Annotated in this window: 14 protein-coding genes; 3 read left to right on the top strand and 11 right to left on the bottom strand. The window is 62.8% G+C overall.

The genetic code is table 11. From position 1 onward, the window contains the following. Positions 1 to 59: 59 nt before the first annotated feature. On the top strand, positions 60 to 1,397 hold the full coding sequence (locus FNB15_RS16150) for a flagellar hook protein FlgE (protein ID WP_144069694.1): 1,338 nt from the start codon (positions 60 to 62) through the stop codon (positions 1,395 to 1,397). A gap of 22 nt (positions 1,398 to 1,419) precedes the next feature. Here FNB15_RS16150 and FNB15_RS16145 read toward each other — a convergent pair whose 3' ends face one another. Continuing rightward, positions 1,420 to 1,791: a hypothetical protein gene (locus FNB15_RS16145; protein ID WP_144069693.1), complete on the bottom strand. Its 372-nt coding sequence runs from the start codon at positions 1,789 to 1,791 to the stop codon at positions 1,420 to 1,422. Between the two features lie 194 nt (positions 1,792 to 1,985). On the opposite strand from FNB15_RS16145, the gene FNB15_RS16140 reads away from it, so the two are divergent. Further along, entirely contained in the window at positions 1,986 to 2,432 is a 447-nt protein-coding gene (locus FNB15_RS16140; protein ID WP_144069692.1) for a CBS domain-containing protein, read from the top strand. Positions 2,433 to 2,502: 70 nt separating this feature from the next. Here the strand turns inward: FNB15_RS16140 and FNB15_RS16135 are convergent, their stop codons facing one another. The 5 genes from FNB15_RS16135 to gatC form a co-directional block, all read right to left on the bottom strand. Beyond that, positions 2,503 to 3,972: a hypothetical protein gene (locus FNB15_RS16135; protein ID WP_144069691.1), complete on the bottom strand. Its 1,470-nt coding sequence runs from the start codon at positions 3,970 to 3,972 to the stop codon at positions 2,503 to 2,505. 144 nt (positions 3,973 to 4,116) lie between these two features. Then, positions 4,117 to 4,713 (bottom strand): DUF6655 family protein, encoded by a 597-nt coding sequence (locus tag FNB15_RS16130; RefSeq protein ID WP_144069690.1) that lies wholly within the window; start codon positions 4,711 to 4,713, stop codon positions 4,117 to 4,119. A 131-nt stretch (positions 4,714 to 4,844) separates the two neighbouring features. Then, the gene (gatB, locus tag FNB15_RS16125) at positions 4,845 to 6,305 is read right to left on the bottom strand and encodes an Asp-tRNA(Asn)/Glu-tRNA(Gln) amidotransferase subunit GatB (RefSeq protein ID WP_144069689.1); all 1,461 of its coding nucleotides are present in this window, start codon (positions 6,303 to 6,305) and stop codon (positions 4,845 to 4,847) included. Between the two features lies 1 nt (position 6,306). Beyond that, entirely contained in the window at positions 6,307 to 7,785 is a 1,479-nt protein-coding gene (gatA, locus tag FNB15_RS16120; protein WP_144069688.1) for an Asp-tRNA(Asn)/Glu-tRNA(Gln) amidotransferase subunit GatA, read from the bottom strand. Continuing rightward, entirely contained in the window at positions 7,785 to 8,072 is a 288-nt protein-coding gene (gatC, locus tag FNB15_RS16115; protein WP_144069687.1) for an Asp-tRNA(Asn)/Glu-tRNA(Gln) amidotransferase subunit GatC, read from the bottom strand. The genes gatA and gatC overlap by 1 nt, the downstream gene beginning before the upstream one ends. Before the next feature lie 108 nt (positions 8,073 to 8,180). Here gatC and ruvX point away from each other — a divergent pair, with 108 nt between their 5' ends. Further along, entirely contained in the window at positions 8,181 to 8,648 is a 468-nt protein-coding gene (ruvX, locus tag FNB15_RS16110; RefSeq protein ID WP_144069686.1) for a Holliday junction resolvase RuvX, read from the top strand. A gap of 3 nt (positions 8,649 to 8,651) precedes the next feature. On the opposite strand, the gene FNB15_RS16105 is transcribed toward ruvX, so the two are convergent. The 5 genes from FNB15_RS16105 to FNB15_RS16085 are packed head-to-tail and all read right to left on the bottom strand — an operon-like array spanning position 8,652 to position 13,174. Next, complete coding sequence (locus FNB15_RS16105; protein WP_144069685.1) at positions 8,652 to 9,440, bottom strand: ABC transporter ATP-binding protein; 789 nt, start codon at positions 9,438 to 9,440, stop codon at positions 8,652 to 8,654. Further along, entirely contained in the window at positions 9,437 to 10,498 is a 1,062-nt protein-coding gene (locus FNB15_RS16100) for a dihydrodipicolinate synthase family protein (protein ID WP_144069684.1), read from the bottom strand. The genes FNB15_RS16105 and FNB15_RS16100 overlap by 4 nt, the downstream gene beginning before the upstream one ends. 15 nt (positions 10,499 to 10,513) lie before the next feature. Continuing rightward, positions 10,514 to 11,329: a GNAT family N-acetyltransferase gene (locus FNB15_RS16095; protein ID WP_144069683.1), complete on the bottom strand. Its 816-nt coding sequence runs from the start codon at positions 11,327 to 11,329 to the stop codon at positions 10,514 to 10,516. After that, the gene (locus FNB15_RS16090; RefSeq protein WP_246068706.1) at positions 11,316 to 12,380 is read right to left on the bottom strand and encodes an NAD-dependent epimerase/dehydratase family protein; all 1,065 of its coding nucleotides are present in this window, start codon (positions 12,378 to 12,380) and stop codon (positions 11,316 to 11,318) included. The genes FNB15_RS16095 and FNB15_RS16090 overlap by 14 nt, the downstream gene beginning before the upstream one ends. Further along, positions 12,377 to 13,174 (bottom strand): ABC transporter permease, encoded by a 798-nt coding sequence (locus tag FNB15_RS16085; protein WP_144069682.1) that lies wholly within the window; start codon positions 13,172 to 13,174, stop codon positions 12,377 to 12,379. The genes FNB15_RS16090 and FNB15_RS16085 overlap by 4 nt, the downstream gene beginning before the upstream one ends. Positions 13,175 to 13,210: the final 36 nt, after the last annotated feature.

Genomic DNA, 13,210 nt, shown 5'->3' with positions numbered 1-13,210 from the left:
GTTGGCACGGGGCTTGCTCCGGCAGGTCCGAGACGATTCTGCGGACCAGGAGTCCAGACATGACTTTCTTCGGCGCCCTCGGCACGGCCGTGCAGGGTATCACTGCCCAGGCGACGGCCATCGGACACATCTCCGACAATGTCGCCAATGCCTCCACCATCGGCTACAAGCAGGTCAACACCCTGTTTGGCGACCTTGTGAATAACAAGGTGATCGGCGACAGCAAGATCATCGACTCCAACAAGCATATGGGCGTTACGGCAACTGCCGACTTCGGCAACCGCCGCCAGGGCACAATCATCCGCGACGGGTCCAACACGACCTCGATCGCCGTGAACGGCGCCGGTTTCATCCCGGTCTCGCGGGCGACCGGCGTCGATGCCCTAACGCGGGAACCGAGCGGTTTCGAGGACACGACCTATTACACCCGCCTTGGCGACTTTCGCATGGAGTCGTCGAATCGCCTGGTCAACTCGGCAGGCTTCTATTTACAGGCCGTGACGGCGCAGCCAGGGCAGACAGTCAACCTCGACACGGCTACGCCAGGCGATTTTGTGGTCGATACGCGTCCGATCGCCGCCGTGCCGACCTCCACTGTCGGCTATAGCATCAACCTGCCGGCCACCGCGCTGGCCGGTAAGGAAATCGTCACTGGCATCGGCGTGATCGACGCTGAGAGCAACGAGCAGAATTTCCAGCTGATCTGGACGAAGACCGGGAACAATACCTGGGACCTGAACATCAACACCACTCAGGCGACACCAAACAATTTCGGCCCGATCACTTACACATTCAACAACGGTGTGCTCGCTACTGCCGTTACAGCCGATCCCAATGCCACAATCGCTGACGGCGCCAATGGAGCAATCTGGGTCGATGTCGCAGTTGATTATGGTTCAGGGTCGCAAACCATCCGCCTCGACATGGGCAGCAATGGTGTCGTAGATCCAACCGAACTGCCTAGCCTGACGCAGTATGCCGGCGAGGATCGCGAAGCCAGCAACATCAGCATCAATCAGAATGGCTTGCGCGGCGGTGAATTCAAATACGTCTCCTTCGAGGATGACGGCCGCATCATGTACAACTATGAGAATGGCCGCAGCGCCATCGGTGGCGTGATCATGCTGGCCAATTTCCGCGAGCCAGACCGGCTTGAGCGTCTGGACGGCACCGTTTTTACGGAGAGTACTGCCTCGGGCGAGGTCGTCTTCGGTCGACCGACTTCGGGCACTAACGGCGTTGGCGGTTTTATCACTGGCGCGCTGGAACAGTCGACCGTCGATATCGCAGAGCAGATGACCAGACTGATGGTGGCGCAGCAGGCCTATTCAATGAACGGCCAGGTGATCAGCGCCGCCGACACCATGCTGTCGCGCGCTGTCGACATGAAGCGCTAAAGCGCCACCCGTCTGCAGATCGTCAACCTACCGTGCAGCGCGTCTGCTTGCCCTGGATGGCATAGCGGCAGGTGAATTCGCGCGCACCCTGCTGCGTGATCTTGAAGATATCGCCTTCGATACGGCGCACGGCATAGCCGTTGGAAAACTGCAGCCAGCCGAAGCTGTCGAAATACGACGAGATGCCATTGGAGAAGATCAGGTCGCGGCGCCGGCTCTTCTTCACTGTTACCTTCGATCCGAATTCCAGCGTGCCGTCCTGGAATTCCTTGATCACCAGGTCATTGGTGCAGAGCGCTTCCTTCTCGGCCGTCGCCCGGCAGCCGAAGGGCGGCCCATCGGTCGGCGGTGTGCTGATCAGCAGGGCAAAGATGGTGGCTTCCATCAGATTCATAATCGCTTTCCCAGATGTCTTCCCGGCGATTCCCGCCTTACTCTAGCATAGCTTAACCGACGCCAGCCATTTGCGCGGCATGGCTGTGGCCCGCCTGTGACCCATGGCCTGCAGGCTGCGGCTCAGGTTGCGATCCGCCGGATGGTTCTTACCTATTTCAAGCCATTGCAGGTGTTGAAAAGGAGGATGGAATCATGCGTGTCAGCGAAGCCATGAGCCGCGAGGTGCGGATCGCCTCTCCGGACCAGAGTATTGCCGAAGCGGCCCAGATCATGGCCGAGATCGATGCCGGCAGCCTGCCTGTCGGCGAGGAAGACCGGCTGGTCGGCATGATCACTGACCGCGACATCGCCATTCGCGGCGTCGCCAAGAGTTGCGAGCCCGACACCAAGGTGCGCGAGGTGATGACGCCGGATGTGAAATATTGCTTCGAGGACGAGGATCTCGCCCATGTCGCCAAAAATATGGGTAATATCCAGGTCCGCCGCCTGCCGGTGCTGAACCGCCAGAAGCGTCTGGTCGGCATCGTGTCGCTGGGCGATGTGGCGACCGAGACTCAGCCACGCCATGCCGGCGAAGCCCTGAAGAAGGTGTCCGAAGCTGGCGGTCTGCACGGCCAGAGCCTGGCAGGCATACGCTGAAACATGGTCCTGCTCTGAGCGCCCCTATCCGGTGATCAGGGCAGGCCGGACCGCCCGGACAGATAAAAATTCAGGCGAAATAGGTCTTGATGCGCTGCTGCACGGCAATATCGCTGCAGATATAGCGCGCGGCGATCATGCCATCGCCGACGCGCAGCACCTCGGCCTCTGCCGCGAAATCCAGACTGATTAGACTGTTGCGGATTTCGACCGCGACCGAGAGCTTGCTGCCGGCTTCGAGTTTGCTGGTCAGCGCCGGCGAACATGGGCCGAATTGCAATCCGACCGGACTCCAGTTTTTCAACGGGAACCGCAGGCCGCGCACGATCACTGCATCCTTGGCACCGCCAATGCCGCGCTGGTTGCTGCGCGCGCCCGACGGCTTCACGACAGCCGCAAGCTGGTTGCGGAACTGCTCCAGCAGCCTGCCCTTGCGCGGTTCGGGTATGTCGATCGCGGCCAGTGCGCCGGAAATCGCAGCGGCCAGGCTGGCGAAATCCTCGCGTCCGGTCTGCGGGCCAATGAACTGCGTCTTGAAATCGCGATGATCCATATAATGCGTCAGGATGCCCTGCAGTTCGAAGCGGGCATTACCATCGTCGATCTCGGCATAGAGTTGCAGCAGGAAAAGCAGCTTGCGGGCGATTTCGGTTTCGCGCGCCAGGATCGGATTCAGCATTTCCGGGCCGGCGAAGCGTGTGAAACGCCGCGTCAGGCTCGCGGCAATCTCCGGATCGCCCGAGAACAGCTTCAGATCGCTGATCTTTTGCTTCAAGCCCTGCATCGCCCGCCATTCATCCTGCGGCTCAGGCGAGAAGATAGTCGCCGTACCATGCATCATCTCGACCAGACGGGCCCGCAGGGCGTCAGTCGTGCGTGGCAGGGTCTGTTTCGTCACCACATCGCGCAGACGCCGCAACACCGCATGCGTATCGGCCGGGATGTCGCCGCCGCCCACGCCCAGGGACAGGGCGATCATGCGCCGCCGATTGGCCTTCTCGCCGAACAACACCGGGGCCGCTGGCTGCAGGCGCAGGATTTCGGCCAGCGTCTGGTCGGCCATGCCATGGCTTTCGCTGCCCTCCGCCGCCGCTTCCAGCACATCCAGGCAGAGTGCTGCCCGCTTCTCCCAGTCCCCGGCAAGGGCCAGCAGACGGGCCAGCGCGACGCCGCCGCGGATCCATTCATCCAGATTGCGGCCGCCGAACAGGCCCTGCCGCTGCGCATCGGCGAAAGACACAATAGCGGGCAATGCGGCCGAGATCGTCTCGACACGCTGCATACCGGCCTCGGCAAGCGCCGTAAGTTCCTTCATGCGTTCGCTGACCGGGCGCCGCGTATGTTGTCCCTGCAGCAGCGCCACGCGCTGCAGGATTTCCTGGAAGCGCGCACCGTCATCCAGCATCGCGCGATGCTGGGCGGGATCGAAGACAAGATTGGTGCTGGTGATGCCCTGACGCTCCAGATAGCCGCGCGCGACCTGAAAAATCAGTTCACGGGCCGGGTCGGCAAAGGCATCGGCATCGGTTTCGCAGAACATCGAACTGGCGGATTTCCGGGGAAAGCTGCCGCTGGCTTAACGCGCACAGCCCTGCTCCGCAACCATCCATGCTGTCGCAGAGCGAAATGCTACCCGTACCTGCTTTGAATGGTTGGAAACACTAGCCTGCCGTGATTACAGGTCTCAATCGCCGATCCAGTGCTTCTTGTCCTCCTCCGGCATCAGGTCAGTCGTGGTCCAGGAGAAGAAGATCAGGAAGGTCCAGTCCTTGCGGTTGGAGAAAGCGTAGACCGGTTCATGCGACTGCACCATCAGGCCGGTTTTGGGGTCATAGGTCGTGGCCGCCAGCTTCACGACACCTTGCTGATAGCTGCGCTTGAAGATCGCAATTTCGGGCACCTCGACACCCACCAGCGGAACCGGAATGGCCGGTGTGCCGAACAGGGTCCTGTCGCGATCAATCGACAGCGAGCCGATGCGCGGCTCGATGAGCAGATCGGCCTTGCCCTTGTCGTCCACCAGATCGCCGCCTTTGCGCGCCACGCGGTCACGCAGGGCACTGATCATGTATTTGCTGTCGGTACCCTCGACATAGCTGGCATCAATGAACACCTTCGTGCCGGGCTGCAGACTGAAGGTCAGCTTGTCGGCGGCACGGTCAGCCGCGGTGGACACCAGCAGCATCTCGGATGCGGAGCGAACCGGATCGGTCTCGCGCCGTCCGCTGCAGGCAGTCAGAACAAGCAGCAGCGCTGCCGAAAGAAGAACGGGCCGGATCATGGGGATTCCTTATCTGGGGCGGAGCATAACGACGCAGATCGGAAATAATCCCGCGAAACTGCCAGAAAAAAGGCCGGGGTCAAACCACCCCGGCCTGGCACAGCTTTCTGTTCACAGCTTGGTCACGGCAATCAGCCGGCCAGCTTCTTCTTCAGCAGTTCGTTGACCGCCGCCGGATTGGCCTTGCCGCCCGAGAGCTTCATGGTCTGGCCGACGAAGAAGCCGAACAACTTGTCTTTTCCTGAGCGATATTCGGCCACCTTGTCCTGGTTGGCCGCCATCACCTCGTCGATCACCTTCTCGATGGCGCCGGTATCGGTGACCTGACGCATGCCCTTCTCTTCCACGATGGTGGCGGCGTCCTTGCCGGTTTCCACCATCAGGGCGAAAACATCCTTGGCCAGGCGATTGGAGATCGTGTTGTCGGCGATCAGGTCGATCAGGCCGCCAAGCTTCTCGGCGGTGATGACAAAATCCTCCATCGACTGGCCCGACTTGTTAAGCAGGCCGAAATACTCGGTGATCACCCAGTTGGCGGCCAGCTTGCCGTCGCGGCCCTTGGCCACCTTCTCGTAGAAGTCGGCCGATTCCTTCTCGGCCACCAGCACGGCGGCGTCATAGGGGCTCAGGCCCAGCTTTTCGATGAAGCGCGCCTTCTTCTCATCCGGCAGTTCGGGCAGCGTGGCCTTGATGCCATCCACCCAGCCCTGCTCGAATTCGAGCGGCAGCAGGTCAGGATCGGGGAAGTAGCGGTAGTCATGCGCCTCTTCCTTCGAGCGCATGCTGCGCGTCACGCCCTTGCCGGTGTCGAACAGGCGGGTTTCCTGGTCGATCTTGCCGCCATCTTCCAGAATCTCGATCTGGCGGCGGGCTTCGTATTCGATAGCCTGCTGAACGAAGCGCACGGAATTGACGTTCTTGATCTCGCAGCGCGTGCCAAGCGGGCCGCCCGGCTTGCGCACCGACACATTGACATCGGCGCGCATCGAGCCTTCATCCATGTTGCCGTCGCAGGTGCCGAGATAGCGCACGATGGTGCGCAGCTTTTTCAGATAGAGGCCGGCCTCTTCCGAATTGCGCATGTCGGGCTCGGAGACGATTTCCATCAGCGCCACGCCAGACCGGTTCAGGTCGATGAAGCTCTCGCGTGGACTCTGGTCATGCAGGCTCTTGCCCGCATCCTGTTCCAGGTGCAGGCGGGTGATGCCGATCATCCGCGTGCTGCCATCAGGCATGTCGAGCAGCAGTTCGCCCTTGCCCACGACCGGCTGCAGATACTGGCTGATCTGATAGCCCTGCGGCAGGTCGGCGTAGAAGTAGTTCTTGCGGTCGAACACCGAATGCAGGTTGATCTGCGCCTTCAGGCCGAGACCGGTGCGCACCGCCTGCTCGACGCAGAAGCCGTTGATCACCGGCAGCATGCCCGGCATCGCCGCATCCACCAGGCTGACCTGATGATTCGGTTCGGCGCCAAACGTGGTGTCGGCGCCTGAGAACAGCTTGGACTTCGACGCAACCTGGGCATGGACTTCCATGCCGATCACGATCTCCCACGGACCCGTGGCGCCCTGGATATAATCCTTCTCGGCCATCTTACGACTCCCACCAATGGAAAGGTTTCGCCGTATAGTTGGCGGCCTTTTCGAGCGTCCGACCGACGCGCAGCAGCTGCGATTCCTCAAACGGCTTGCCGATCAGCTGCAGGCCCAGCGGAAGCCCGCCGCTGGACAGCCCCGCCGGCACCGACATGCCGGGCAGACCCGCCAGGCTGGTCGGCACGGTGAACACGTCGTTCAGATACATGGTGACCGGATCGTCGTTCTTCATGCCGATCGGGAAAGCCGCATTCGGCGCAGTCGGCGTCAGGATGGCGTCGACGCGCTGGAAGGCCTGTTCGAAGTCCTTCTTGATCAGCGTCCGCACCTTCTGTGCCTTGGTGTAATACGCGTCGTAATAGCCGGCCGACAGCACATACGTGCCGATCATGATGCGACGCTGCACCTCGCGGCCGAACCCTTCGCCGCGGGTATTTTCGTACATCTCGGTCAGGTCCTTGCCCGGCACGCGCAGGCCATACCGCACGCCGTCATAGCGAGCGAGGTTCGACGAGGCTTCGGCCGGGGCGACGATGTAGTAGGTCGCCAGCGCGTAATGAGTATGCGGCAGGTTGATGTCGACGATCTCGGCACCCGCCTCCTTGAGCCACTGCTTGCCCTGCTCCCACAACGCCACGATCTCGGGGTCCATGCCGTCCATGCGGTATTCGCGCGGAATGCCGATGCGCATGCCCTTCACGCCGCCGTCCAGATTGGCGACGTAATCCGGCACCGGGCGGTCGACCGAGGTGCTGTCCTTGGGATCGAAACCGGCCATGGCCTGCAGCATCAGGGCGCAGTCGCGCACGGTGCGAGCCATCGGACCGGCCTGGTCCAGCGAGGACGCGAAGGCGACGATGCCCCAGCGCGACACGCGGCCATAGGTCGGCTTGATGCCGGTGATACCGCAGAGCGAGGCCGGCTGGCGGATCGAGCCACCGGTATCGGTGCCGGTGGCGCCAAGCGCGAATCCGGCGGACACGGCAGCCGCAGAGCCGCCCGACGAACCGCCGGGCACCAGCCTGGTGCCGTCCTTGGCGCGCCAGGGATTGACCACTGGCCCGTAATAACTGGTCTCGTTCGACGAGCCCATGGCGAATTCATCGAGGTTGAGCTTGCCCAGCATCACCGCGCCCTGCTTCCACAGGTTGGCGGTGGCGGTCGATTCATATTCCGGGTGGAAGCCGTCGAGGATATGGCTGGCCGCCGTGGTCAGCACGCCCTGGGTGGCGAACAGGTCCTTGATCGCCAGCGGAATGCCTTCCAGCAATCCGGCCTCGCCCTTGGCACGGCGCGCATCGGCGGCCCTGGCCATCTCCAGCGCCTTCTCCGGCGTCTCGGTGATCATGGCATTCAGCGGCTTGGCCGCCTGCATCGCCTTGATGCTGCCCTGGGTCAGCTCGACCGAAGTGAACTCTTTCTTCGCCAGGCCCTCCAGGGCGCTGGCAATGGTGAACTTGTCGGGATCGATGGTCATTACTCAACCACTTTCGGCACGGTGTAAAAGTCGCCCTGGCGCTGCGGGGCGTTCTTGAGCACGGCTTCCGGCTTGCCGCCATCGGTGACGGCATCCTCGCGGTGGCGCAGCTTCATCGGGGCCACCGAGGTCATCGGCTGCACGTTGTCGGTGTTCACCGCCTGCAATTCCTCGACGAAGGAAAGAATCCTGTTCAGCTCGGAAGCCAGGGCCTCCTGCCGGTCCGGCTCCATCTTCAGCCGGGCCAGTTTGGCGATTTTCGCCACGGCCGCTTTATCCAGTGACATGCGCTGTCCGTTCTCTGGTGGTAAACTGGGGAGAATCCATTGAAATAGCGGCGGAAAATAACACTCGTGACCGGCCCCGGCAACCCCGCCTCACCCCAAGCTAAGTCCTTGTTCAAGCCCGCAGAAGGCCCGGTCCGGCTGCAGACCGGCCAGCGCTATCTCGGGCTCGATCTCGGCACCAAGACGATTGGACTCGCGCTGTCCGATGCCGGGCACCGCATCGCCTCGCCCTACCTGACGCTCGCCCGGAAGAAATTCGGCCAGGATGCCGGCGAATTGCAGAAGATCATCGCCAGGGAAGGCGTGGCTGCCCTGGTGCTGGGCCTGCCGGTCAATATGGACGGCACCGAAGGACCGCGCTGCCAGGCGACGCGGGCGTTTGCGCGCAACTTCGCCCAGCTGCTGCCACTGCCGATCGCGCTGTGGGACGAGCGGATGAGCACCATGGCGGTGCAGCGGATGATGACCGACGAGGCCGATCTGAGCCGCGCGCGCCGCGCCGAACTGGTCGACAAGCTGGCGGCCAGCTATATCCTGCAGGCCTATCTCGACTGGATCGGCAGCCAGCCGGTTTAAAACTCAGTCCATCCCGAGCTGGCGGTAGATGCGCTTGGTATAATCGCCGAATTTCTCGGTGGTCTTCACATCCAGCGCGCGCGGGAATGGCAGATCGATCTCGAAGAAATCGGCCATGCGCGCCGGACCGGCCGTCAGCACCGCGCAGCGCGAGCCGAGGAAGACCGCTTCCTGGATGCTGTGGGTGACGAACAGAATGGTCTTGCGGCTCTCCTGCCAGATGCGCAGCATCTCGAGGTTCATCTTCTCGCGCGTCAGCGCATCCAGAGCGCCGAACGGCTCGTCCATCAGGATCAGCTTCGGATCATGCACCAGCGCACGCGCAATGGCGGCGCGCTGCTGCATGCCGCCGGAAAGTTCATACGGATATTTGCTCTCGAACCCGGCGAGACCGACCATGGCGAGCAGGTCGCGCGCGCGCGCTTTCGCGGCCTTGCGCGGCAGGCCGAGGATATCGGCCGGCAGCAGCACGTTGTCGATAATCGTGCGCCACTTCAGCAGCAACGCCTGCTGGAAGACCATGCCTACGTCACGCCCCGGCGTGAACGGCGTGCCGCCACCGATCTCGACCTTGCAGCCGTCATCTGCCGAATGAAGGTCGGCGAGGATCTTCAGCACCGTCGTCTTGCCGCAGCCCGACGGGCCCACGAGAGAGACCAGATCGCCCTCGTAGACATCGAAGGTGACATTGGAAACGGCGACGAACTCCTTGCCGCGACCGCGATAGGTCTTGCGGACGTTCTCGAGATGAATGAACGGCGCGCTGCCTGTAGCAGCAGTCTGCGTGATCATGACAGCCACCGTTCCAGATTGGCCTTCACGAAGGCGTCGTCCGACAGGTCGGCGTGCTCGCGGCTGACGCGATCCAGCAGTGCGGCCTGGCCGGGGCTGAGACCTTCCTGCGGGTCGAGGCACCATATGCCTTCCAGCAGGCCCTGACGGCGCAGGATCTCGTGGCAGCCGGCGATGCAGCCGTGGAAATCATTGGCAACATCGAAGAAGGCGGCGTTGCAGTCGGTGACGCGCGCATCGAGGCCGAGCAGTTCGGGCGACACGCTGCCGGAAGCGACAGCGGCATGGGCCTTGTCGAGCAGCTTGACCGCCTGCTGGGTCCAGACCGACCAGTGGCCAAGCAGGCCGCCGACGAAGCGCAGGTTCACGGTCTCGTCATCGCGCTTCACCGTGAAGGGAATGGTGAGGTCGAGCACGATATGGTCGTCGTTGCCGGTATAGAGCGAGATACGCTTCTCGGCCCGCGCCGCCGCAACACCGCGCATCACATCCAGCGTGCGATAACGGTGGAACGGCGCCACCTTGATGGCGATCACGTTGTCGATACTGGCGAACCGCCGCCAGAATTCGGCATCCAGCACCACGCCGCCGACGGCGGGCTGCAGGTAGAAGCCGACCAGCGGGATTTCAGCCGCCACGGCTTCGCAATGCGCGATGATGGCATCGACGCCGGCGTCTTTCATGGCGGCCAGGCTGAGCAGGCCGGCATGGTAGCCGAGCTTCACGGCGGTCTGCGCTTCCTTCACGGCCTGCGCGGTCTTGCCGGCCAGACCGCCGACCATGACGAGCGGACGATCGGTCCAGGCTTTGGCGTCTTCCATCGCGGCGGCCAGCACCGGCTCATAGAGCCCGACCTCGCGGATGGCGAACTGCGTCGTGTGCACGCCGACCGCAAGGCCACCAGAACCGGCATCGACATAGTAGCGGCTCAGCGCGCGCTGGCGTTTGCGGTTGAACTTTCGGTTGGCATCCAGCGCCAGCGGGTGTGCGGGGATCGCCACGCCCTTGCGCAGATTGGCCAGAACATCAGCCGGCAGTTTGGAATGATGCAAACCCATGATTGACGTCCCCTGCTATCCGAATTCAGGCCCGGCCAGCACGAAGCTCTGGTCGGGATTGCCATTGCACTTTGATGTATGCAGTGCCATGCGGCGGAAGCCGCGCTGCACCGTGAAGCCGCGCGATTTCAGTTCGTCGCTGAGCATGGTCCAGCGGTTCGGCACATCGAGGAAGACCGGGCCGGTCACGCGATCGAGCGCCGTGCGGAGCACCGCCAGAGCATCGGCCTCACTGTCGGCGCCAAGCGGTCCGATCTGGATGGCGAGCCGGCCGCTGCGGGCGGCAACGAAGCCGTTGTTGCTGCGGATCGCGAGTTCCGGAACACCGCTCAGGAAAGCGCGCAGCAGCGGTTCGCGGCTCGCCCCGAAGGCAATCGTGTCGCGCGCCAGGCAGGCATCGAGCTCGGCCAGTGACGCCGGCACCGCCAGCCCCGCACCCCGGCCCTGCCAGCGGGTGATCTCCATCACCGGCCGGAAGCCCAGCGGCAGGTAAACATTTTCACCGGCCGGCGTGGCATCGAGATAGGGCGTGCAGCCCCTGCGTTGCAATTCGGCAATACAGTGACGCAGCAGGAGCGTACCGAGCCCGCGCTGGCGATGACTGGCGGTGACCAGCACCATGCTGATCCAGGCAAAATCGCCATAAGGCAGGATGGCGGCCGTGGCAACGATGCGACCGTCATCGCGAATGATGAAGACCTGGCCCTGTTCGAGAAAAACGCGCCAGTCATCCGCGCTCTGGTTCCAGCCGGCCTCGGCCGACAGCGCCAGCGCCCCGGGCAGACCGGCGCTATCAAGACGATCGATATCGAACGCCTTAATAGGTGCCATCGCGCACCTCGAAATGGGTCGGCTTGCCGAGGCTGCGGCCGCTGCGCGACACCCAGTCGGCCACCCAGTCCATCATGCTGGCCAGCGAAATGCGCGGATAGCCGAACAGCCGCGCGGCTTCGGCGGCATTGTTGAGCCAGGCGGTCGGCGCTTCCTCGCCTGTGATCACCGCCTTTTTGCCAAAGCGCTTGCCAAAGCTTTCGGCCAGCCAGCGCACGGCGATGGTTTCCGGGCCAGTGATATTCAGCGGCGTGGTCGGAACGGTGGCGGCCTTCAGGCAGCGCAGTGCCTGCGCATTGGCATCGCCCTGCCAGATCACGTTGACATGACCCATGGTGACATCGACCGGTTCGCCACGCATGACCGAAGCGGCCACGTCATGCAGCACGCCGTAGCGCAGGTCGATGGCGTAGTTCAGGCGGAACAGCCGGCCTGGCGTGTTATGCACCTGCGAGAAATGCTCGAACATGCGTTCACGGCCGATGCAGGACATCGCATATTCGCCCGGCGGATTGGGCGCCATCTCCTCGGTCGAGCCCTGGCTGGCGACCGGCACGAAGGGATAGACGCAACCGGTCGAGAAGGCAACGATGCGCGCATCGCTGAAGCTTTCCGCCACCAGCGCCGGCACATGGGCATTCATCGCCCAGGTCAGCGCCTGATTGCCGCTGGCACCGAACTTGCGGCCAGCCATGAAGATCACGTTCTTCACTCGCGGCAGCTTGTCGACGGCGGTGCGATCCATCAGATCGGCAGCAATGGTTTCGATGCCGTGGCTTTCGAGGCCGTCCTTGAGGCCCTTCTCGCTGAAGCGGGCCACGCCGATCACGCGCTTGTTCGGTGCCGCACGTTTGGCCAGACGCGCCATGGTCGGCCCCATCTTGCCGCCGACGCCGAGGATCATGATGTCACCATCCAGGGCCTCAAGATCGGCAGCCAGCGCGCGGCTCGGCCGCGTCATGAATTCTTCCAGCGCGGCTTCATCGGCAAAACCGGTCGGCAGCGCGCTATCGTCGAGCCAGAGGTCTTTTTTCATGTCGTGCTTGGTCATGACGAAATCCTCGCATCCTTGCGAACCAGCAGATGTTCCAGCAGCAGCACCAGCAGATACAGCGCGATGCCGAGCAGGGTAATGAGAATGACGGCCATGAACATGGCCGGCGTATCGAGCGCGGCCTGCACCTGGATCATCAGGTAGCCAAGCCCCTTGTCGGACGAGATGAACTCACCGACCACGGCGCCTGCAACAGCCAGAATGGCCGCCACCTTCATGCCGGAGAACAGATACGGCAACGATCCTGGAAGCTGGATGTAGATGAAGGTCTGCCACTGCGAGCCCTTCAGCGATTTCACCAGATCGAGCAGGTCGGGCTCGACTTCCTTCAGGCCGCGTACAGTGGTGAGCAGGATCGGGAAGAAGCACAGCGACAGGGTGATCAGGATGTTGGTGCCAATGCCATACGAGAACCAGACGATGATCAGCGGACCCAGCGCGACCTTCGGGATCATGTTCAGCGTGATGAATAGCGGGAACATCAGCAGCGTCAGCAGTCGCGACCAGGTGAACATCAGCGCCAGCGCCACGCCGGCGATCACCGACAGCAGATAGCCGCCGTAGATTTCCTGCGCCGTCACCCAGGTGTTGCTCGCCCATGCGTAGTTGGTCTTGGCCAGCGTGGCGAAGATGGCGCTCGGCGCCGGCAGGATGAAGGCCGGCAGCTTGGTGGCGCGAACCGCGAGTTCCCACAGGATGATGGCGGCGACATGGATCGCCAGGATCATCAGCCAGCGCAGGTAAGGACCTTTCGGCTTGTCCTGCGGCGTGTCCGGTTCGGCTGCGGCCATATGGCTCCCCTCCTGCTGACGGCAGCCTAGCAGGCT

Origin of the sequence: Ferrovibrio terrae (genome assembly GCF_007197755.1) — a bacterium.
Taxonomy (GTDB): Bacteria; Pseudomonadota; Alphaproteobacteria; order Ferrovibrionales; family Ferrovibrionaceae; genus Ferrovibrio; species Ferrovibrio terrae.
Note: the sequence above shows the minus strand (reverse complement) of the source record. Positions and strands in the feature narration are given on the sequence as shown.

Excerpts from the sequence above, each read along its gene's own strand:
- FNB15_RS16100 (WP_144069684.1), bottom strand. The coding sequence starts at position 10,498 with ATGGGTTTGCATCATTCCAAACTGCCGGCTGATGTTCTGGCCAATCTG.
- FNB15_RS16150 (WP_144069694.1), top strand. The coding sequence starts at position 60 with ATGACTTTCTTCGGCGCCCTCGGCACGGCCGTGCAGGGTATCACTGCC.
- gatC (WP_144069687.1), bottom strand. The coding sequence starts at position 8,072 with ATGTCACTGGATAAAGCGGCCGTGGCGAAAATCGCCAAACTGGCCCGG.
- FNB15_RS16090 (WP_246068706.1), bottom strand. The coding sequence starts at position 12,380 with ATGACCAAGCACGACATGAAAAAAGACCTCTGGCTCGACGATAGCGCG.
- gatB (WP_144069689.1), bottom strand. The coding sequence starts at position 6,305 with ATGGCCGAGAAGGATTATATCCAGGGCGCCACGGGTCCGTGGGAGATC.
- FNB15_RS16135 (WP_144069691.1), bottom strand. The coding sequence starts at position 3,972 with ATGTTCTGCGAAACCGATGCCGATGCCTTTGCCGACCCGGCCCGTGAA.
- gatA (WP_144069688.1), bottom strand. The coding sequence starts at position 7,785 with ATGACCATCGATCCCGACAAGTTCACCATTGCCAGCGCCCTGGAGGGC.
- FNB15_RS16105 (WP_144069685.1), bottom strand. The coding sequence starts at position 9,440 with ATGATCACGCAGACTGCTGCTACAGGCAGCGCGCCGTTCATTCATCTC.
- FNB15_RS16095 (WP_144069683.1), bottom strand. The coding sequence starts at position 11,329 with ATGGCACCTATTAAGGCGTTCGATATCGATCGTCTTGATAGCGCCGGT.
- FNB15_RS16130 (WP_144069690.1), bottom strand. The coding sequence starts at position 4,713 with ATGATCCGGCCCGTTCTTCTTTCGGCAGCGCTGCTGCTTGTTCTGACT.
- FNB15_RS16145 (WP_144069693.1), bottom strand. The coding sequence starts at position 1,791 with ATGAATCTGATGGAAGCCACCATCTTTGCCCTGCTGATCAGCACACCG.
- FNB15_RS16140 (WP_144069692.1), top strand. The coding sequence starts at position 1,986 with ATGCGTGTCAGCGAAGCCATGAGCCGCGAGGTGCGGATCGCCTCTCCG.
- FNB15_RS16085 (WP_144069682.1), bottom strand. The coding sequence starts at position 13,174 with ATGGCCGCAGCCGAACCGGACACGCCGCAGGACAAGCCGAAAGGTCCT.